General features: G+C 70.7%; 18 protein-coding genes. 11 read left to right on the plus strand and 7 right to left on the minus strand.

Features of this window, described 5'->3' with window-relative positions:
* Positions 1 to 32 precede the first annotated feature (32 nt).
* From AC2H6A_RS03745 to AC2H6A_RS03755, 3 genes are read right to left on the minus strand one after another with little or no spacing between them, the layout of a single operon-like run.
* Entirely contained in the window at positions 33 to 1,307 is a 1,275-nt protein-coding gene (locus AC2H6A_RS03745) for an ArgE/DapE family deacylase (protein WP_484271794.1), read from the minus strand.
* Between the two features lie 59 nt (positions 1,308 to 1,366).
* On the minus strand, positions 1,367 to 2,353 hold the full coding sequence (locus AC2H6A_RS03750; protein ID WP_484271795.1) for a threo-3-hydroxy-L-aspartate ammonia-lyase: 987 nt from the start codon (positions 2,351 to 2,353) through the stop codon (positions 1,367 to 1,369).
* A gap of 20 nt (positions 2,354 to 2,373) precedes the next feature.
* On the minus strand, positions 2,374 to 2,853 hold the full coding sequence (locus AC2H6A_RS03755; protein ID WP_484271796.1) for an outer membrane lipoprotein: 480 nt from the start codon (positions 2,851 to 2,853) through the stop codon (positions 2,374 to 2,376).
* Between the two features lie 93 nt (positions 2,854 to 2,946).
* Here AC2H6A_RS03755 and AC2H6A_RS03760 point away from each other — a divergent pair, with 93 nt between their 5' ends.
* From AC2H6A_RS03760 to AC2H6A_RS03770, 3 genes are all read left to right on the plus strand, one after another.
* Positions 2,947 to 3,366, plus strand: a complete 420-nt coding sequence (locus AC2H6A_RS03760) for a VOC family protein (RefSeq protein WP_484271797.1) — start codon at positions 2,947 to 2,949, stop codon at positions 3,364 to 3,366.
* Between the two features lie 191 nt (positions 3,367 to 3,557).
* Entirely contained in the window at positions 3,558 to 4,574 is a 1,017-nt protein-coding gene (locus AC2H6A_RS03765) for a Bug family tripartite tricarboxylate transporter substrate binding protein (RefSeq protein WP_484271798.1), read from the plus strand.
* A gap of 82 nt (positions 4,575 to 4,656) precedes the next feature.
* Complete coding sequence (locus AC2H6A_RS03770; RefSeq protein ID WP_484271799.1) at positions 4,657 to 5,415, plus strand: TerC family protein; 759 nt, start codon at positions 4,657 to 4,659, stop codon at positions 5,413 to 5,415.
* Between the two features lie 9 nt (positions 5,416 to 5,424).
* Here the strand turns inward: AC2H6A_RS03770 and AC2H6A_RS03775 are convergent, their stop codons facing one another.
* The 4 genes from AC2H6A_RS03775 to AC2H6A_RS03790 form a co-directional block, all read right to left on the minus strand.
* Positions 5,425 to 5,979 (minus strand): gamma-glutamylcyclotransferase, encoded by a 555-nt coding sequence (locus AC2H6A_RS03775; RefSeq protein ID WP_484271800.1) that lies wholly within the window; start codon positions 5,977 to 5,979, stop codon positions 5,425 to 5,427.
* Between the two features lie 20 nt (positions 5,980 to 5,999).
* Positions 6,000 to 8,834, minus strand: coding sequence for a DNA topoisomerase III (locus AC2H6A_RS03780; RefSeq protein WP_484271801.1), 2,835 nt, complete (start codon positions 8,832 to 8,834; stop codon positions 6,000 to 6,002).
* 121 nt (positions 8,835 to 8,955) lie between these two features.
* Entirely contained in the window at positions 8,956 to 10,122 is a 1,167-nt protein-coding gene (gene dprA / locus AC2H6A_RS03785; protein ID WP_484271802.1) for a DNA-processing protein DprA, read from the minus strand.
* Between the two features lie 13 nt (positions 10,123 to 10,135).
* Positions 10,136 to 11,356, minus strand: coding sequence for a LysM peptidoglycan-binding domain-containing protein (locus AC2H6A_RS03790; protein WP_484271803.1), 1,221 nt, complete (start codon positions 11,354 to 11,356; stop codon positions 10,136 to 10,138).
* A 211-nt stretch (positions 11,357 to 11,567) separates the two neighbouring features.
* On the opposite strand from AC2H6A_RS03790, the gene def reads away from it, so the two are divergent.
* From def to AC2H6A_RS03830, 8 genes are all read left to right on the plus strand, one after another.
* Positions 11,568 to 12,074, plus strand: a complete 507-nt coding sequence (gene def / locus AC2H6A_RS03795) for a peptide deformylase (RefSeq protein ID WP_484271804.1) — start codon at positions 11,568 to 11,570, stop codon at positions 12,072 to 12,074.
* Positions 12,075 to 12,132: 58 nt separating this feature from the next.
* Positions 12,133 to 13,092 (plus strand): methionyl-tRNA formyltransferase, encoded by a 960-nt coding sequence (gene fmt / locus AC2H6A_RS03800; protein ID WP_484271805.1) that lies wholly within the window; start codon positions 12,133 to 12,135, stop codon positions 13,090 to 13,092.
* Positions 13,093 to 13,194: 102 nt separating this feature from the next.
* On the plus strand, positions 13,195 to 14,046 hold the full coding sequence (htpX, locus tag AC2H6A_RS03805; protein WP_484271806.1) for a zinc metalloprotease HtpX: 852 nt from the start codon (positions 13,195 to 13,197) through the stop codon (positions 14,044 to 14,046).
* Positions 14,039 to 15,388, plus strand: a complete 1,350-nt coding sequence (gene rsmB, locus AC2H6A_RS03810) for a 16S rRNA (cytosine(967)-C(5))-methyltransferase RsmB (RefSeq protein WP_484271828.1) — start codon at positions 14,039 to 14,041, stop codon at positions 15,386 to 15,388. The genes htpX and rsmB overlap by 8 nt, the downstream gene beginning before the upstream one ends.
* Positions 15,385 to 15,972, plus strand: a complete 588-nt coding sequence (locus AC2H6A_RS03815) for a DUF4390 domain-containing protein (RefSeq protein WP_484271807.1) — start codon at positions 15,385 to 15,387, stop codon at positions 15,970 to 15,972. The genes rsmB and AC2H6A_RS03815 overlap by 4 nt, the downstream gene beginning before the upstream one ends.
* Positions 15,924 to 18,266, plus strand: a complete 2,343-nt coding sequence (locus tag AC2H6A_RS03820; RefSeq protein WP_484271808.1) for a sensor histidine kinase — start codon at positions 15,924 to 15,926, stop codon at positions 18,264 to 18,266. The genes AC2H6A_RS03815 and AC2H6A_RS03820 overlap by 49 nt, the downstream gene beginning before the upstream one ends.
* Positions 18,259 to 18,996, plus strand: a complete 738-nt coding sequence (locus tag AC2H6A_RS03825; RefSeq protein WP_484271809.1) for a response regulator — start codon at positions 18,259 to 18,261, stop codon at positions 18,994 to 18,996. Before AC2H6A_RS03820 ends, AC2H6A_RS03825 begins: the two co-directional genes overlap by 8 nt.
* 108 nt (positions 18,997 to 19,104) lie before the next feature.
* Positions 19,105 to 20,232 carry a TRAP transporter substrate-binding protein gene (locus AC2H6A_RS03830; protein WP_484271810.1) on the plus strand — a complete coding sequence of 376 codons (1,128 nt, stop codon included), beginning with the start codon at positions 19,105 to 19,107 and terminating at the stop codon, positions 20,230 to 20,232.
* Positions 20,233 to 20,274 lie beyond the last annotated feature (42 nt).

The raw sequence follows: 20,274 nt of genomic DNA on the forward strand, positions 1-20,274 counted from the left end.
CAGGCTCCGGGATGAGGGGGTGAGTGGCCGGCTCAACGCGACACCGTGCCGCACCAGTGGGCGATGAACAGGGCGATGGTGCGGGTGACGCGGCGGATGGACTCGATCTCGACCCGCTCGTCGAAGGCGTGGATGCGCTCGGCGGTGGGTCCGTAGACCAGCGCCGGAATGCCGGCATACAGACCGAAGAAGCGGGCGTCGGTGGTGCCGGTGCTCGGCCCGGTGGCCAGCGGCTTGCCGGTGACCGCCTCGTGGCTGCGCGCGAGCACCGCCTGCGCCTCGGTGCCCTCGGGCAGCACCCAGCCCTCGGTCTGGAAGCCGTGGTAGACCACCTGCGGCGGGTTGGCCGACAGGAAGGCGTCGCCGGCGGCGGCCTTCGCGATGCAGGCCTCGACATCGGCGCGCACCTTTTCGAGCGACATGCCCGGGAACAGGCCGATGCGCATGTCGAAGGTGCACCAGGCCGGCACCGAGGAGGTCCAGTCGCCGCCTTCGATGCGGCTGACCACGAAGTTGATCGGGTGCGCATGGCCGGCGAAGGCCGGGTGGCCCTGCGCGTTCCAGTCGTGCTCGAGGCGATGCAGCGCCTGCATGATCGGCCAGCAGGCCTCGATGGCATTGGCGCCGGTGCCGGCCACCGCCACATGCGCGGGCCGGCCGCGCACCTTCACCTGGAACCACATCACGCCGACCTGCGCGCTCATCAGCTCTTCGCCCATCGGCTCGGGGATGATCGCGGCATCGGCCCGGTAGCCGCGCTCGAGGCAGGCCAGCGCGCCATTGCCGGTGCACTCCTCCTCGATCACCGACTGCAGATAGACATCACCGGCCGGGGCCAGGCCGATGCGGTGCAGCGCATCGAGCGCGAACAGGTTGGCCACCAGCCCGGCCTTCATGTCGCCGGCGCCGCGGCCGTGCATCCAGCCGCCGCGCACCGCTGGCACGAAGGGCGGGGTGCTCCACATGTCGAGGGGGCCGGTGGGCACGACATCGATGTGCCCGTTCAGGATCAGCGAGCGGCCGGTGGGCGAGGCCGCGCGATGGGCGCCCACCACATTCCAGGCGTTGTCATAGGAGACCGCCACCGGCGAGAAGCCGGGCAGATCGCGAATGCGGTCAACCTCGATGCGCCAGCGGTCCACCTGCAGGCCGCGATCGGCATAGGCCCGCGCCATGAAGTCCTGCGCCGAGGCCTCCTCGCCGCGCAGCGAGGGCAGCCGGACGAGGTCCGCGAGGAAGCGGATCTGCGCGTCGAAGCCTGCATCGACGGCGTCGATCAGGCGCTGGTTGAGGGAGGTATCGGTCATCAGGCGGGGCGGCGCATGCGGCCGCGGGAGAGCGGAACGAGCCTCGATGCTATCCGGTCTCAGGCCGCCGGTGCGCTCAGCAGAGCGGCGAAGCGGGCCATGTCGATGTTGCCGCCGCTCACGATCACCCCCACGCGCTGGCCGGCGAGCGCGCAAACGCCTTCGAGCGCGGCGGCCGCGGCGAGGCAGCCGGTGGGCTCGACCACCAGCTTCATGCGCTCGGCGAAGAAGCGCATGGTGCTGACCAGCTGCGCGTCGGTGGCGGTGACCACCTCGTCGACGCACTCGCGCATGACCGCGAAGGTGAGCTCGCCGGCATGCAGGGTCTGGGCGCCGTCGGCGATGGTCTCGGGCAGGGGGATGCTGACGATGCGCCCGAGCGCGAGCGACTGCTGCACATCGTTGCCGGCCTGCGGCTCGACGCCGATCACGCGGCAGCCCGGCGCGAGCTGGCGCGCCGCCACCGCACAGCCCGAGATCAGGCCGCCGCCGCCCAGACAGACCAGCAGCGCGTCGGGCGGACCCTCGCCCGTGGCGATCATGTCCTCGATCAGTTCGAGCGCCGCGGTGCCCTGCCCGGCCATCACATCAGCGTGGTCGTAGGGCGGCACGAGGGTCATGCCGCGCTCGGCGGCGAGCTGCCGGCCGATCGCCTCGCGGTCTTCGGTGCGCCGGTCATAGAGGACCACCTCGGCGCCGTAGCCGCGGGTGGCCGCCACCTTGATCGCCGGGGCATCACGCGGCATGACCAGCGTGGCCGGCATGCCGAGCAGGCGCGCGGCCAGCGCCACCGCCTGGGCATGGTTGCCCGATGAGAAGGCCACCGCCCCGGCCTGCCGCTGCGCCGGGCTGAAGCGCGACAGCGCGTTGTACGCGCCGCGAAACTTGAAGGCGCCGATGCGCTGCAGGTTCTCGCACTTGAAGAACAGCCGCGCCCCGGTGCGCGCATCGGCCGCGGTGCTGCGCATCATGGGCGTGCGATGGGCCACCGGGCGCAGGCGCTGCGCGGCGGCCAGGATGTCATCGAAGCTGATCGGCAGGGGCACGGCAGCGCTCGGCGCAGGGTTCAGAGCGGTGTGACCCGCACCTGGCCGCGGTTGTCGGTGAGCAGGCGCACCCGCTGGCCGGCTTCGAAGCGGTCGCTGCCGGCGGCCTGCACGATGGCGATGGTCTTGCCGTCGTCGGTGCGCAGCGTGATCTCCAGGCCCTCGGTGCTGGTGCCGGCCTTTTCGAGCTGGCTGCCCACCACGCCACCGGCGACCGCGCCGATCACCGAGCTGATGATCGACCCTTTGCCGCCCCCGACATTGGAGCCGGCCACCCCGCCGATCACCGAGCCGGCCAGCGTGCCCACGCCGCCGCCGCCCTCGCGGTCGAGTTTCACGGTGCGTACGCCCTGGATGGTGGCGGTCTGCACCTGCATGGGCTGGCGGGTCTCGCGGGCGGAGTAGGAGGAGCCGTCGCGATCGGGCGTGGCGCAGCCGGCGCTGAGCGCCAGCGCGCCGACCGCAGCGGCCAGCGCAAGGCGGGAACGGATTCGGGTCATGGGGATGGCCTCCTGGAGTCAGGGGATTGGCTGCGGGATGATAGTGTTTTTTGTCTGCGATCCTTGCGTCGGCCCAAACCGGAGCCCCATTTCATGCCCCAGCATCCCTTCCATCTGGCCTTTCCCGTGCACGATCTTGCGGCGGCGCGCGCCTTCTATGGCGACCTGCTCGGCTGTCCCGAGGGGCGCAGTTCGCCCGAGTGGGTGGATTTCGACCTTTATGGTCACCAGGTGGTGGCGCACCTTGCGCCCGACGAGACCCGTGCGGCGGCCACCAGTGCCGTGGATGGCGACAATGTGCCGGTTCGCCACTTCGGGGTGGTGCTGCCCATGCCCGACTGGGAGGCGCTGGCCGATCGCCTCTCGGCGGCCGGCACCCGTTTCATCATCGAGCCGCACATCCGCTTCAAGGGCCAGGTGGGCGAGCAGGCCACCATGTTCTTTCTCGACCCCTCGGGCAATGCCCTGGAGTTCAAGGCCTTCAAGGACATGGCCTCGCTCTTTGCGCGCTGAGAAAAAAAATTGCCCGGGCGGCGAAAGCCGTCCGGGCAAACTCCTGTCACGGAGAACGCAGGAGACACAGGCAAGAGTCTGCGTCCCACCCCTGACAATAATCTGACGCCTGGCAATGTCAAGTGTCATTGACACAAATGGCACATCCCCGACTTGACGGAATGACACGGCGCGACCACCGGGACCCCGATATGAAGACAGCCTTTTCGATGATGTCGCGTCTGCCCGCCGCTCGCGCCGTCCGGCGCCGCGGCCTGGCGGCAGCCCTGATCGCCGCGGTGGCGACGCTGCTGCCCGCGCTGTCAGCGGCGCAGGCCTACCCGCAGCGACCCATCAAGCTGGTGGTGACCTTCCCCACTGGCGGTGCGCCCGACATCCTGGCCCGCCTGTTTGCCGAGAAGGCGCAGCTCGGCCAGCCGGTGGTGGTCGACAATGTGCCCGGCGCCGGCGGCAACATCGGTGCCGATCGAGTGGCCAAGGCGGCCCCCGACGGTCTCAGCCTGGTCATGGGCACCGTGGGCACCCATGCCATCAATGGCTCGCTCTACGCGAAGATGCCCTATGACATGGTCCGGGATTTCACGCCGGTGTCGCTGGTGGCCTCCACGCCCAACCTGCTGGTGGTCACGACCTCGCTGCCGGTGAAGACCGTGCCGGAGCTCATCGCCTATGCCAAGGCCAATCCCGACCGGTTGTCCTTCGGCTCGCCCGGGGTGGGCTCGTCGGTGCACATCTCGGGCGAGCTCTTCAAGTCGATGGCCGGAGTCACCATGACCCATGTGCCCTACAAGGGCCGGCAGTTCGCCATCCCGGATCTGGTCGGTGGCAGCATCCAGCTGATGTTCGACAACATGCCTTCGGCGCTGCCGATGGCCCGTGAAGGCAAGATCCGCCCCATCGCCCAGACCGGGGCGCGGCGCTCGCCGTCGGCCCCGGACATCCCCACGGTGGCCGAATCCGGTCTGCCGGGCTTCGAGGCCACCTCCTGGTTCGCGCTGTTCGCGCCGGCCGGCACGCCGCGTGAGGTGGTCGCCCGCCTGCACACCGAGGTGCAGCGGGTGTTCCGCCTGCCCGATGTGCAGGAGCGGCTGCGCCAGCTCGGGCTCGACCCCCTCCTGGGCGGGCCGGAAGACCTCGCGCGCTTCCAGCAGGCCGAGATCACGAAATGGGCGCGTGTGGTCAAGGAGTCCGGCGCGCAGGCGCAGTGATGCCGCACCCGAGCCCGAAAGCGCCCTGACCCCGTCAGCCGCCCTGACCCGTCAGCCGCCCGCAGGGCGGCGGAGAGCCGAGATGGACTGGATCGCCGACCCCAATGCCTGGATCGCCCTGGCCACCCTGATCGCCCTCGAGGTGGTGCTCGGGGTGGACAACATCATCTTCATCTCCATCCTGTGCGGTCGCCTGCCCGAGGCGCAACGCAATCGCGCCCGCACCCTCGGACTGAGCCTTGCGCTGGTCATGCGCATCGGCCTGCTGCTGTCGATCGCCTGGATCATGAAGCTCACCGAGCCGCTGTTCACGGTGCTGGGCAACGCCATCTCGGGCCGTGACCTGATCCTGATCGTGGGCGGCCTGTTCCTGCTCTGGAAGAGCGTCCACGAGATCCATCAGTCGCTCGAGGGCGCGCACGACGAGGGCTCGGCCGGCGCGGCCGCGGGTCGCTTCGGGGCGGTGCTGGTGCAGATCGCCCTCATCGACCTGGTGTTCTCGCTCGACTCGGTGATCACCGCGGTGGGCCTGGTCGACGAGGTCGGCATCATGGTGGTGGCGGTGCTGGTCTCGGTGGTGGTCATGATGCTGTTCGCCCGGCCGATCGGCGAATTCGTCGACCGGCATCCCACCATCAAGATGCTGGCGCTGTCGTTCCTGGTGCTGGTCGGCCTGGTGCTGGTCGCCGAGGGCTTCGACACCCACATCCCCAAGGGGTATGTCTACTTCGCCATGGCCTTCTCGATGGCGGTCGAGATGCTCAACCTGCGCCAGCGAGCCCGTCGCCAGTCCCGGCCGGTCAAGCTGCACAAGTCGATCGAGGAGACCGCCGAACGCTGAGCGCGGGCGTCAGGGTCGGCCGGGCGCCCGAGCCCGGGATTCGGGCTCGAGCAGCCGGGCCAGGCGCGCCAGGCGCCGGTCGCGCACGCCCAGCGCAAGCAGGGCGCGGTGGGTGTTCAGCGCGTAGTCGCGGTTGTGCCCGCGGTCGCCGCCCGCGTGCCGCAGCCGGTGCAGGATGTCGTCCTCGGACAGCCGCTGATAGGCCTCGCTCACCGGATTGGCCACGAAGGTCAGCGCCCGTTCGCTGCGCCCGTCAGGCAGTGCCACCGGCACCATGGCCGGCCGGTAGACATCGGCCAGCATTTCGCGGGCATAGAGCCGCTCCAGCGATTCCCGCCGGGTGGGCCGGGCCAGGCGGAAGGCCATGCCCACGCAGCTGCCGCCGGGTTGCAGGCCGAGCACCACGCCCGGCTCCTGCGGTGTGCCGCGGTAGCGGGTCGAGCGGATGCAGAAGGCGCGGTGAAAGCCGTGCAGCCTGGCCAGCACCTGCTCGGTGTAGTCGAACTCCGGATGCCAGATCAGCGACCCGTAGCCGAAGACCCAGTCGGCCTCTGGCAGGTTCACGGGCCCTCGGCTGACCGGGCTCAGCCGCCGGTTCGCCGGCGGGTGGCGGGCACGCTTGCGCGAGCCGGACGAGGGCCGGCGCTGGCCGACTTGGCCGCAGGCTTGGCGGCCCTGGAGGTGGTGCCACCGGCCTTGGTTCCCGCGCCAGATTTGGCGCCCGACTTGACGGCGGTCTTCGTGGCGGTCTTCGTGGCGGCGCGGGACGCCGGCGCGCCTGCGGCCTTGGCCGGCGACTTGGCCGGCGCCTTGGCGGTCGCGGAGCCGGCCGCCTTGCCGCCAGCCCGGGCAGCGCCGGTTCGGGCACCCGCTCTGGCAGCCGCGCCGGCCACCGGAGCCGGGCGTTCCGAATCGGCCCCGGATTCGGCGGCGGGCTCGGCGGCCGCCTTGCCGGGTCGGGGCGTGAACTCGAAGCCGATCTTGCCGTCGGCCCCGCGCACCAGGAAGGCCTTGAACTTGCGCCGGGTGCGCTGGGACACGAAACCCTGGAGCAGGTCGGTGCGGCCCTCTGCGAGCAGCTTGCGCATCTGTTCCGGGGCGATCTCCTGCTGCAGGATGATCTTGCCGCTGCGGAAGTCGCAGCTGCGCTCCGGGCCGACCGACTTCTCGCATACGAAGGACAGGCCGTGCTCGTGCACCGCACTGCCGCACTTGGGGCAGGAGCCCAGCGCCGGCTGCCCCGAAAAGTCGACCGGCTCGGCATTGGCCTCATCGTCTTCGCGTGACTGGCCGAAGTCGAACTCGAGCTTGTGCTCGTCGGAGATCTTCAGGATGGCCGCGAAGGGCCTGCCCAGCCGGCTGCGGAAGCCCTGCAGCGGCCCGAGGGTACGCTGCGAGAGCAGGATCTCGGCCTCGGCCACCTCGAGCTGGCGGCTGCCGGGGATCTTGGTGATGGAGAAGTCGCAGCGCGTGCAGGCAAAGCGCTTGTAGTTCTCCTGGACCGTGCCGCCGCACTTGGGGCAGGGTGAGGCCAGCGTGGCGTACTCGCCGGGCACGGTGTCCGCCTGGTAGTTCTTGGCGCGCTCGACGATCCGCCGGGTGACCTCGGCAATCTCGTCCATGAACTCCTCGCGCCGCAGCCGGCCGCGCTCCATCTGGGCGAGCTTGTATTCCCAGTCGCCGGTGAGCTCGGGCATGGTGAGCTCCTCGACGCCAAGCCCGCGCAGCAGCGTGAGCAGCTGGAAGGCCTTGGCGGTGGGCAGCAGATCGCGGCCGTCGCGCAGCAGGTAGTTCTCGGCGATCAGGCCCTCGATGATCGCGGCGCGGGTGGCTGGCGTGCCCAGGCCCTTCTCGGCCATGGCCTCGCGCAGCTCTTCATCGTCGACGAGCTTGCCGGCGCCTTCCATGGCCGACAGCAGCGTGGCCTCGTTGAAGCGGGCGGGCGGGCGGGTGGCAAGCGAGAGCGCCTCGATGGCCTCGGTGCTCACGATCTCGTCGGGGGCCACCGGCACCAGCATGCCTGCGCCCTCCTGGGCGCCCGACTCGACGGACTCGCGCCCGTAGATGGCAAGCCACCCAGCATTGACCAGCACCCGGCCCTCGGTCTTGAAGGCGTGCGACTCGACCTGCGTGATGCGGGTGGTGACCCGGAACTCGGCCGACGGGAAGAACACCGCGAGGAATCGGCGCACCACCAGGTCGTAGATCTTCTGCTCGGCCTCCGACAGGGCCTTCGGTGCCTGCAGCGTGGGAATGATGGCGAAGTGGTCGGAGATCTTGCTGTTGTCGAAGATGCGCTTGTTGCCCGGCCGCACCCAGTCGTTGTCGAGCACCTGGCGGGCGAAGGGCCGGTAGGCCGAACTGCCCGACAGCATGGTCAGGGTCTGGCGCACCGTGGGCGCGTAGTCTTCCGGCAGTGCCTTGGAATCGGTTCGCGGGTAGGTGAGCGCCTTGTGCTTCTCGTAGAGTGCCTGGGCCAGCGACAGCGTGGTCTTGGCCGAGAAGCCGAAGCGCCCATTGGCCTCGCGCTGAAGGCTGGTGAGGTCGAAGAGCGCCGGGGCAGCCTGTGTGGTCGGACGCGCCTCTTCGGTGACGGTGCCTGGCCGGCCCTGGCAATCGGCCACGATGGCGCGGGCACGCGCTTCATCCCAGAGCCGCTCGGGGCGCAGATCGGCGTCGGCCGGGTTGCGCACGAAGGCAGGGTCGAACCAGCGGCCCTCGTACTGGCCCGCCTGCGCGCCGAAGGTGGCCTTGACCTCGAAGTAGGCTCGCGGCTTGAACCGGCGAATGCGCTCCTCGCGCTCGACCACGATGGTCAGCGTGGGGGTCTGCACGCGGCCCACGGTGGTGAGATAGAAGCCGCCGTCGCGCGAGTTGAACGCGGTCATGGCCCGCGTGCCGTTGATGCCCACCAGCCAGTCGGCCTCGGAGCGGCAGCGCGCGGCATCGGCCAGCGGCATCATCTGGCGGTCATCACGCAGCTGGCCGAAGGCGTCGCGGATGGCTGCCGGGGTCATGGACTGCAGCCACAGGCGGCGCACCGGCTGGCGCGCCTTGGCGTACTGGGTGATCAGCCGGAAGATGAGCTCGCCCTCGCGCCCGGCGTCGCAAGCGTTGATCAGGGCGTCGATGTCCTTGCGGCGGATGAGCCTGGCCAGCAGCTTGAGCCGCTCCTCGTTCTTGGCGATGGGCTGGACATCGAAGTGCGGCGGGATCACCGGCAGGTGGGCGAAGGACCATTTGCCCCGCTTGACCTCGAACTGCTCGGGTGCGGCGATCTCCACCAGATGACCGACCGCCGATGACAGGACGTAGTCATCGCTCTCGAAGTACTCGCCCTGGCGGGTGAAACCGCCGATCGCTCGCGCGATGTCGGCGGCGACCGAGGGCTTCTCGGCGATGATCAGCGACTTGCCCATGAATGGTCTTGGTCCGCCCGAGGCGAAAAAGGGGGCCAATCATAAGAGCGCGTTGTCGACCGGCGCAAGCTCAGCCTGAGTGAGCCGGTGGCCATGGAGTGTCGAAGCGCGGTGCGGCGGCTCATGGCGGCAGTCGGCGGCAACGGCCATCGGGCAGGCGTTCGAGGCAGCCGCGCAGCTCCAGGCCGGCCAGGCCCGAGAGCAGTTCGGGCACGCCAGGGGCGCGTCCCGCCCCCGCCGCGGCGAAACCGGCCTGTGCGCGCGCGAGCAGGTGATCGGGATGGAGCGGGTCCCAGCCGAGCGCGGCCAGCAGGGCTGCTTCGACGGGCGTGAGGTCGGCGGGGCTGGCACTTCCGGCAACCATGCCCCCGGCGCATCGGGCACTCATGGTGCTGGCGCACCAGCGCGGCAGCAGCGCGAGGATGTCGTGCGCGCTTTCGACCAGCTGAGCGCCTTCCTGGATCAGCCGATGGCAGCCGCGCGCGGTGGGGGAATGAATGGAACCGGGGATGGCGCAGACCTCCCGCCCGAACTCGGCGGCAAGGCGTGCCGTGATCAGCGAGCCGCTGTTGAGCGCGGCTTCGACCACCAGCACCCCGAGCGACAGTCCGGCGATCAGCCGGTTGCGGCGCGGGAAGGCCGCGCGGCTGGGGCCGACCTGCGGCGGCAGTTCGGACACGAGTGCGCCTTCGGTCTGGATGGCCTGGGCAAGGGCCTGCTGGCTGCGGGGATAGACCCGGTCTGCCCCGGTGCCTAGCACCGCGACCGTGCTGGCTGCGCTGCCCAGGGCGCCGCGATGCGCCGCAGCGTCGATCCCTCTTGCCAGCCCGCTCACGATGGTGAGGCCCTGCCCCGCCAGGGCGTGGGCGAAGGCCCGGGCGGTTTCCTGCCCGCCGGCACCGGCTGAACGGCTGCCGACGATGGCCAGCGAGGGCGCCCGCAGCAGCTCGGTTCGGCCGCGCACCCAGAGCAGGGGCGGCGGGTCGGGCAGGTGCAGCAGCCGCGGCGGATAGCGTGGATCGTCGAGGGCGACGAGGTGGCAGCCCGGCTGGGTGGCCCAGCGCAGACCGGCCTGCACCGCGTTGTCGCGGACGGGATCGGGCTGCAGCAGGGCGCTCGCCAGGTGCGTGCCAACCACGCCGGTCAGCGAGGCGTGGCCTGCCTGCAGCACCTGCTCGGGCAGCCCGAAACCGGCCAGCAGACGCGCGGTGGCGACCGGCCCGATGCCCGGGGTGAGGACGAGATGAAGCCAGGACGCCAGCCCGGCGCCTGGCGCCGGGTGGGTCATGGGCGCGCCTGGATTACGGGGTGAGGATGTCGTCGCCGACCGTGACCGCCTTGGTGGCGCGCACGATCAGGCCGTAGGAAATGCTATCGAAGACCCGGAACACCAGCATCTGGCCGATGGTCTCACCCGGAAGGCCGATCATCTTGCGGGTTTCCTCGTCGCGGACCTCCCGGGCCCGCTCGCGGATCGAGAGCACATGGCCCGTCTCGATGCCGTCCTTGCGGCCCAGGCTGACCGCGACCACGCTGTTGCGCCCGGCCTGCGCCACGCCACGGTAGACCGAGACCAGCCGCCCGGCCAGCGCCGCCTGGGGCGCGCGCGGGGCGTAGTTCAGGTCGGTTGCCGGCTCGGCCGGCACCAGACGGTCGCCGATGCCGATCTCCTCGGTGGCCTTCAGGAGCCTAAAGCTCGCCGGATCGCCACGGCGCTCGAGCCGGGCCGAGCCGATGTACACCGCCTCGTAGGCGATCGGCTTGCGGGTGTCCGGGTGCAGCAGCGGCGCCCCCGGCCTGTAGATATGCCACTCGGTGACGGTCTGGTCCGGCTTCAGGCCGCGCGCATAGGCGAGCTCGCCGGCGCTGAGGTACACCCTGCCCTCCTGGGCGCCCACGATGCGGGGGTGATCCCTCAGGCCCTTTTCGTCGACGATGAGCGGGCGGTTGAGGAAGGGCTCGATCGCCGCTGCATTGACCATCGGGATCGGCTGTGCCGGCAGCGGCTGCACCCGCACCCTCGGGCTCAGGCGCTCCTCCTGCGGCGAGGCAGGCGTCGGCTCGGGGCGCGACGGATCGACCCCCACGCCCACGCTGCGCGCGGTGGGCGCCGGGTCACCCACGGCGCGGGCCAGCCGGAGCCGGTTGCGGCCACCGCTGCTGTCCAGGTAGATGATGTCGCCAGGGTAGATGAGGTGCGGATTGCGCACCTGCTCGCGGTTCATCTGCCAGATCTCGGTCCAGCGCCAGGGAGACTCGAGGAACCGGCCGGCAATGCCCCAGAGGGTGTCGCCGGGCACCACCACATGCTTGTCGGGTGCATCCTTGGCCAGCGCGGGCCCGGCGCTCTGGCCGTTCGGCGCGGTCGGGGCGCCCGGGGTGGTGCCGGCAGCGGGCTCGGCCGCGGCGGACGGCGTGGCAGGCGCGGGTGCCGGCAGCGTCGCCGTCGACTGGGCGATCGCCTGGCTGGCCGCCAGAGAAAGCGCCATCGCCAGAAGTCGCGTGCTAGACTTGAATGTCATGGATGGCGGCACCAGATGGTGAGTGGCTTGGTTTTTTCGGGCTGCGCCTGATGCTCGGGCATCTTACCGGGCAGTCGAAATAAGCCCGGCAAATCAAGGATTTGGCGCCGTCAGATCAAGCGCCCTATCAGGCAGGGGCAGGGCAGCCGAGTCTGCCGGCAATCCCCGGGTGCCGCAAGTTCGAAGCTGTTTCAACGGTAGGTAGTTGCCGATGGCCGTCCGTCCGATTCTCCGATTCCCCGACGAGCGTCTGCACACCGTGGCCAGACGGGTCGAGCATTTCGATGACGCCCTGCGCCAGCTGGTGGGTGACATGGCCGACACGATGTACCGCGCCCCGGGCATCGGGCTGGCCGCCACCCAGATCGATGTCCACCTGCGGGTGATCGTCATCGATGTCTCCGAGACCCACGATCGGCTGCAGGTCTTCATCAACCCCGCGATCATCGGCGAAGACGGCGAGCGTCGGATCAGCGAGGAAGGCTGCCTGTCGGTACCCGGGGTCTACGAGGAGGTCGAGCGGCCCGAGCGGGTGCGGGTACGCGCCTTCGACGAGCACGGCAAACCTTTCACGCTCGATGCCGACGGCCTGCTGGCGGTCTGCCTCCAGCACGAGATCGATCACCTCGACGGCCGCGTCTTCGTCCAGTATCTCTCCCGCCTCAAGCAGAACCGGATCCGCACCCGCCTGCTCAAGCAGGTGCGCGAAGCCGCCTGACGCGCCGCCGGCGCTGGCGCCCGGTAGGGCGCCGGGCCGGGGCGAGCGCCCTTCCCCCATGCGACTGATCTTCGCCGGCACGCCGGAATTCGCCAGTGCCGCCCTCGATGCGATCGTGGCGGCCGGCCACGAGGTGGCGCTGGTGCTCACCCGTGCCGACAAGCCGGCCGGCCGCGGCCAGAAGCTCATGCCCAGTCCGGTCAAGCAGCGGGCGATCGCGCTCTGCCTGCCGGTTCAGCAGCCGGCAAGCCTGCGCGACCCGGCCATGGCGCCGGCGCTGGCCGCCCACCGGGCCGAGGTCATGGTGGTCGCCGCCTACGGCATGATCCTGCCCCCGGCGATCCTGGCGGTGCCGGCGCGTGGCTGCCTGAACATCCACGCCTCGCTGCTGCCGCGCTGGCGCGGCGCCGCGCCCATCCAGCGGGCCATCGAGGCCGGCGACCCGGTCACCGGCATCACCATCATGCAGATGGATGCCGGTCTGGACACCGGCGACATGCTGCTCGCCGAGAGCCTGCCCATCCTGCCCGAAGACCATGCCGGCAGTCTGCACGATCGGCTGGCCGCGCTCGGCGCGCGCCTGATCGTGCGCGCCCTCGATGATCTTTCGGCCGGCCGGCTGGTGGCCACGCCGCAGCCGGCCGAGGGCGTCACCTATGCGCACAAGATCCTCAAGACCGAGGCGCCGCTCGACTGGTCGCAGCCGGCGCCGCGGCTGGCCGACCGCATCCGCGCCTTGGATCCTTTTCCGGGCTGCACCGCCCTTCTGGCCGGCTCGACCGAGCCGCTGAAGGTCTGGCGGGCCCGCGCGCTCACCGAGCCCGCGCCTGCCGGCCTGCCCCCGGGCAGCCTGCTGTCGGCCGCCGACGGCCGGGTGCTCGTGGCCTGCGCCCAGGGCGGCGTGCTCGAGCTGCTGGAGGTGCAGCGGCCCGGGGCTCGCCGGGTCGGCGCGGCGCAATGGCGCCAGTCGCTGTCGGCCGGCGCTCCCCTCGCCTTCGAGCCCGCCCCGCCCCGATGAGCCGCGCCCTGCAATGAGCGGCTCTTGCATCCGACCCATGAAGGCCCCACCTTCCCACCTGCGGAAGCATCGTTTCCGCCAACCCCTTCTGGAGAGACCGTCGTGTTCAACTGGATGAAGACCGCCATGCTCATGGCCGCCATCACCGCGCTGTTCGGCGTGGTGGGCGCGGCCCTCGGCGGGCAGGCCGGCATGCTGCTGGCGCTGGCCTTCGCCCTGGTCACCAACTTCTTCGCCGACTGGTTCTCCGACAAGATGGTCCTGCGCATGTACAACGCGCGGGAGGTCGACGAGACCACGGCGCCGCAGTTCTACGGCATGGTCCGCGAGCTCGCCGAGCGCGCCCGCATGCCCATGCCGCGGGTCTATCTCATTGATGAGGCCGCGCCCAACGCCTTCGCCACCGGCCGCAATCCGCAGCACGCCGCGGTGGCGGCCACCACCGGCATCCTGTCGGTGCTTTCGGCGCGCGAGCTGCGCGGCGTGATGGCCCATGAGCTCGCGCACGTGAAGCACCGCGACATCCTCATCTCCACCATCTCGGCCACCATGGCCGGCGCGATCTCGGCGCTGGCCAACTTCGGCATGCTCTTCGGCGGCCGTGACAGCGAGGGCCGGCCGGCCAATCCGATCGCCGGCATCCTGGTGGCCATTCTCGCGCCGCTCGCCGGCGCGCTCATCCAGATGGCCATCTCGCGGGCTCGCGAGTTCGAGGCTGACCGCGGCGGCGCCGAGATCAGCGGCGATCCGGCAGCGCTGGCGTCGGCACTCGACAAGATCCACCGCTACGCCCAGGGTCTGCCCCTGGAGGCGGCCGAGCGCCACCCCGAGACCGCGCAGATGATGATCATGAATCCGCTGTCGGGCGGCGGCCTGCGCGGTCTGTTCTCCACCCATCCCGCCACCGAGGAACGGATCGCCCGCCTCATGGCGCTGGCGCGCCGCCCTGGCTGAGGCGCCGGTTCCGCGGGGGGCGGGCTGGCGTCCGCCGCTCGCCGAGGAATTCGGCGCCGCCGCGCAGGCGCTCGGGCAGGTGCTCGCCGGCCGGGCCTTGCCGCAGAGCCTGGCGGCGGTCAACCGCGAGCATCGCCTCGAGGGCTCGTCCCGCGCCGCCGTCGCCGACATGGCCCATGGCGCCATGCGTCGCCTGGGCACTGCCCAGGCCCTGGCGCAGCGGCTCAATGCCCGCCCGCCCGTCCCCGAGGTGGCCGCCCTGCAGCTGCTGGGCCTGACCGAGCTGCTGGCGCCCGCCCGACGCCATGAGGCGGTGGTGGTCGACCAGCTGGTGTCGGCCGCCCGAAGCCGGCCAGCCCTCGCGCCGGCTGCGCCTTTCCTGAACGCCACCCTGCGCCGTTTCCTGCGTGAGCGCGAGGCCCTGCTCGCCGCCCTGGCCGACGACCCGCAGGCCCGCTGGAACCACCCCGCCTGGTGGGTGGATCAGCTGCGTCGAGACCACCCCCGCCACTGGGAGGCGGTGCTCGCCGTGGCCGATGAGCGCCCGCCCATGACCTTGCGGGTGAACCGGCGCCGCGGCAGCGTTGCCGACTACCTGGCGCGCCTGACCGAGGCCGGTCTCGCTGCCACGCCGATCGGCCCCGACGCGGTCCTTCTGGCGCAGCCCTGCGAGGTCACCGCGCTGCCGGGCTTCGCGCAGGGCGATGTCTCGGTGCAGGACCTGGCGGCGCAGATCGCGGCCGTGGCCCTCGACCCCCAGCCCGGGGATCGGGTGCTCGATGCCTGCGCCGCCCCGGGTGGCAAGAGCGCCCATCTGCTGGAGCGGGCCGACTGCCAGCTGCTGGCCATCGACACCGATGCCGCCCGCCTGGAACGGGTGCACGAGAACCTGCGGCGGCTGTCGCTGCATGCCCAGGTGCGTCAGGGCGATGCCAGCCGGCCGGCCGACTGGTGGGATGGCCGGCCCTTCCAGCGCATCCTGCTCGACGCACCCTGCTCGGCCTCGGGCATCGTGCGCCGCCATCCCGACATCCGCTGGCTGCGGCGCCGTCGCGATATCGCGACACTGGCCGAGCGCCAGTCGCAAATGCTGGCTGCCCTGTGGGGGCTGCTCGAGCCGGGTGGTACATTGCTCTTCGCCACCTGCTCGGTGTTCCGGGCCGAAGGCGAGAGGGTGGTCGAGCGCTTCTGCGCCGGCCGGCCGGATGCCCAGCAACAGCCCCTGTTCTGGTGCTGGCCGGGCCAGACGGCGCCGCACCGCCTCTCGCAGCTGTTGCCGCATGTCGCGCCCGACCGGAACCACGACGGATTCTTCTACGCCTCCATCCGCAAACGCCAGTGACAGTCCGCCTCGCCCGGGCGCTGGCCCTGATCGTCTGGATCGGGGCGGCGCTGGCGCTCCTGCCGCCGGCCGCACGAGCCGAGGGCATCGAGGTCCGCACCGCCCGGCTCGAGCCCTCCGCCGAGGGCTGGCAGCTGGCCGCCGATTTCGGCCTGACGCTGCCCGCGCGGCTCGAGGAGGCGGTCAACCGCGGGGTGATGCTCCACTTCGTGGTCGAGTTCGAGCTCATCCGGCCGCGCTGGTACTGGTTCGATGAATCGGTGGCGTCGGCCACCCTCACCTACCGGCTGTCCTATCACGCCCTCACCCGCCAGTACCGGCTGGCGCTCTCCGGCATCGCGCAGAGCTTTCCCGAGCTGTCCGAGGTGCTCGGGGTGATGTCGCGGGTGCGTGGCTGGCGGGTGCTCGAGCCGGACCAGGCTCGCCCCGGCACGCCGTACGAGGCGCAGGTACGCATGCGGCTGGACACCGCGCAGCTGCCCAAGCCCTTCCAGGTGAATGCCCTGACCAACCGCGAGTGGACGCTCAGCTCCGAATGGAAGCGCTTCCGGTTCAATCCCGAGACGACGAAAAGCGCGCCATAAGCCGGGCGCTGCGGCTCGCGCTGATCGCCGCCCTGGTGATCGCGGTGGTGCTGCTCGCCCTGCTGATCTCGGCCAGCGGCAACACCCGCCTGTTCGAGGACCGCTACCCCATGCTGCTGGGGCTGGCCACCCTGGTGTCGGTGATGCTCACGGTGCTGGTGCTCGAGCTGCTGCGCCGGCTGCTCGCGCGCTACCGGCGCGGCCTGTTCGGCACCCGCCTGATCGCCCGCATGGCCGGGTCCTTCGCCCTCATGACCGTGCTGCCGGTGGCGCTGGTGTTCTTCGTGGCGGTGCAGTTCGTGGGGCGTTCGATCGAGTCCTGGTTCGACTTTCCGGTCGAGCGCGCCCTCGATTCCGGACTGAGCCTGGCGCGCACTTCGCTCGATGCCATGCTGGGCGACCTGTCCCAGAAGGCGCGCGTGATGGCCGGCGAACTCGCCGAGACGCCCTCCGCCGTCTGGCCGGCCACGCTCGGGCGGCTGCGTGAGCAGGCCGGCGCCCAGGAGGCGGTGGTGCTCACCGGCAGCGGTCGCATCATCACCGCCAGCGGCGGCCAGTTCGCGCGGCTGGTGCCTGACCTGCCCTCGGCCGACGCGCTGCGCCAGGTGCGCCTCACCCGCCAGTTCGCCCGCGTGGAGCCCGCCGATGCCGACGGTGCCGGGCGCGGCTTGAAGCTGCGGGTGATCGTGCCCCTGCTCACCGATGCCCAGCGTCTGGACGAGAGCCGCTACCTGCAGCTGCTGCAGCCCGTGCCGGCGGCGCTCGCCGAGAACGCCGAGGCGGTTCAGCAGGGTTTTCGCGATTTCCAGGAGCTGTCGCTGTCGCGCGGCGGCCTCAAGCGCATCTTTCACATCACGCTCACGCTCACCTTCCTGCTCACCATGCTGGCGGCCGTCTCGGGCGCCTTTCTGCTCGCCGGCTGGCTCACGGGCCCGCTCTCGGAGCTGGCCGCCGCCACCCGCTCGGTGGCCGGCGGTGACTTCCGGCCCATCAAGGACTATGCCGGGCGAGACGAACTCGGCGTGCTCACCCGCTCGTTCAATGGCATGACCCGGCAGCTGCAGGAGGCGCGCTCGCTGGCCGAGTCACATCAGCACGAGCTCGAGCGGGTCAATGCCCGCCTCGAGAGCGTGCTGGCCAACCTCGACGCCGGCGTGCTGGTGCTCGATGTCGAGCTGCGCCTGAGTCTGGCCAACCGCGGCGCCGAGCGCATCCTGGGCGGCGAACTGAACGGGCTGCTCGGCCAGCCCCTGGCGGCGTTGCCGGGACTGGGCCCGCTCGAGGCGCAGATCCGTGCCGCCTTCAACGAGCAGACCGCCAGCGGGCCGGTCGCCTGGCAGCGCCAGTTCGTGCTCGGCGCCGGGCCGGGCCGGGCCGGCGCGGGCGGAGCCGATGCCGGGCCGGCGCCCGATCCCACCCGGCCCGGCGACCAGACCCTGCTGGTGCGCGGCTCGGTGCTGCCCGGCCAGCCGGTGGGTTATGTGATCGTGTTCGACGACATCTCGGGCCTGATCGGCGCGCAGCGCGCCCTGGCCTGGAGCGAGGTCGCGCGCCGCCTCGCCCACGAGATCAAGAACCCGCTCACCCCCATCCAGCTGGCCGCCGAGCGCATGGCCCACAAGCTGCACGACCGCCTGCCGCCCGCCGATGCCGAGCTCCTCGCCAAGAACACCCAGACCATCGTCAACCAGGTGGCGGCGCTCAAGACCCTGGTCGACGAGTTCCGCGACTACGCGCGCCTGCCCGCGGCGCAGCTGCATCCCTTGCAGGTCAATGAACTGCTCGAGGATGTGCTGCGGCTCTACAGCGCCGGCGACCCGCAGGTTGCGATCCAGGTCGCGCTCGACCCGGCTGCGCCGCGCGTCCTCGGTGACGCCACGCAGCTGCGCCAGGTCTTTCACAACCTGCTCAAGAACGCCCAGGAGGCGCACACCTCGGCGGGCGCGGCCGCGGTCGGTCCGATCGAGGTGTGCAGCGAGCGGGTGGCGCTGGCCGATGGTCGCGCCGCCCTGCAGGTCAGGGTCCGCGATCACGGCGGCGGCTTCTCGCCGGGCATGCTCGCGCGGGCCTTCGAGCCCTATGTCACCAGCAAGCCGCGCGGCACCGGCCTGGGTCTGCCGATCGTGCGCAAGATCATCGACGAGCACGGCGCGCGAATCGATATCGGCAACTGGCACGACGACAGTGGCCGCGCGCTCGGCGCGCAGGTGGCGATCCTATTTACCAAACTCCCGAAAACCATGGAGAATCCGGCCATGCTTGAAGTGGGCAATCGCGACAGGGACCATGGCTGAGATTCTGGTGGTGGATGACGAGATCGGCATCCGCGAGCTCCTGTCCGAAATCCTCGGTGACGAGGGCCACACCGTGCTGCTTGCCGACAGCGCCACGCAGGCGCGCCGCATCCGCGACGGCGGTCCGCTCGATCTGGTGCTGCTCGACATCTGGATGCCCGATACCGATGGCGTCACGCTGCTCAAGGAGTGGGCCGCCGCCGGCAAGCTGACCATGCCCGTGATCATGATGTCCGGCCACGCCACCATCGACACCGCGGTCGAGGCCACCCGGATCGGCGCGCTCGACTTCCTCGAGAAGCCCATCGCCCTGCAGAAGCTGCTCAAGGCGGTCGAGCAGGGACTGGTGCGTGGCCGCGCCGGTCTTGCCCGGGCGCCGGGCGCAGGGCCCGCCGCGGGCGCGGCCCAGCCCCTGGCGGCGCCCGCGCCGGCCGCAGTGCCTGCGGTGGCGCTCGGTGCCACAGCCAGCCCTGCGCCGGCGTCCGCTGATGCGACGGCCCCCGTCGTCACCACCGGGGCCACCGTGGCCGTGCGTGACCTGCCCATCGACATGCCGCTGCGTGAAGCCCGCGATGCCTTCGAGCGCGCCTACTTCGAACACCACCTTGCGCGCGAGCACGGCAGCATGACCCGCGTGGCCGAGAAGACCGGCCTCGAGCGCACGCACCTCTACCGCAAGCTCAAGCAGCTCGGCATCGATCTTTCCCGCGGCGCGTACCGCAAGGGCTGACTCCCCGCCTCGGGGAAAACCCTAGGCGAGTGACGCGTGACAATCCGGGCGGGCGGCTCCTAGCATGGCGATCCGCTGAAAATGCTCGCCCTCAGGAGACGAACGCCCATGTCCGATACCGCCGCCACCCCCGCCAGCCGCCGCCGCTTCATTGCCGGCGCCACCGCCGCCACCGCCGGCGCGGCTTCGCTGGGTTTCCCCATGATCGCCACGGCGCAGACCATCTCGCTGCGCTTCCAGAGCACCTGGCCGCAGAAGGACATCTTCTCGGAGTACGCCAACGACTTCGCCGCCCGGGTCAACGACATGGCCGGCGGCAAGGTCAAGATCGAGGTGCTGCCCGCAGGCGCGGTGGTCAAGGCCTTCGACCTGCTCGACGCGGTCAGCAAGGGCACGCTCGACGGCGGTCATGGCGTGCTCGCCTACTGGTACGGCAAGAACTCCGCCATGGCCCTGTGGGGCTCGGGCCCGGCCTTCGGCATGGACCCGAACATGGTGCTTGCCTGGCACCAGTTCGGTGGCGGCAAGCAGATGCTCGAGGAGATCTACAAGAGCCTGAACATGGACGTGCAGTCGTTCGTGTACGGCCCCATGCCCACCCAGCCGCTGGGCTGGTTCAAGAAGCCGATTGCCAAGCCCGAGGACATCAAGGGTCTGAAGTACCGCACGGTGGGCCTGTCGATCGACATCTTCACCAAGCTCGGCGCCGCCGTGAACGCGCTGCCCGGCGGCGAGATCGTGCCGGCGATGGACCGCGGCCTGCTCGACGCGGCCGAGTTCAACAACGCCACCTCCGACCGCATCCTCGGCTTCCCCGATGTGGCCAAGGTCTGCATGCTGCAGAGCTTCCACCAGTGCTCCGAGAACTTCGAGATCCTCTTCAACAAGAAGAAGTACGACGCGCTGCCCAAGGAAGTGAAGTCGATCATCGAGCACGCGGTCGAGGCCTCGTCGGCCGAGATGTCCTGGAAGGCGATCGATCGTTACTCCAAGGACTACTTCGAGATGCAGCAGAAGCAGGGCGTGAAGTTCTACAAGACCCCTGACTCCGTGCTGCGTGCGCAGCTCAAGGCCTGGGATGAGGTCACCGCCGCCAAGTCGGCCGAGAACCCGATGTTCAAGAAGGTGCTCGAGTCGCAGCGTTCGTTCGCCGCGCGCGCCGTGCGCTGGCAGAACGACACCAATGTCGACTACCGCATGGCCTACAACCACTTCTTCGCGGCCAAGAAGGCCTGATGTCCGCCGCGCGGCCTGGCGCCCGGCGGGCGTCGGGTGCGC

The organism is Quisquiliibacterium sp., assembly GCF_982640115.1.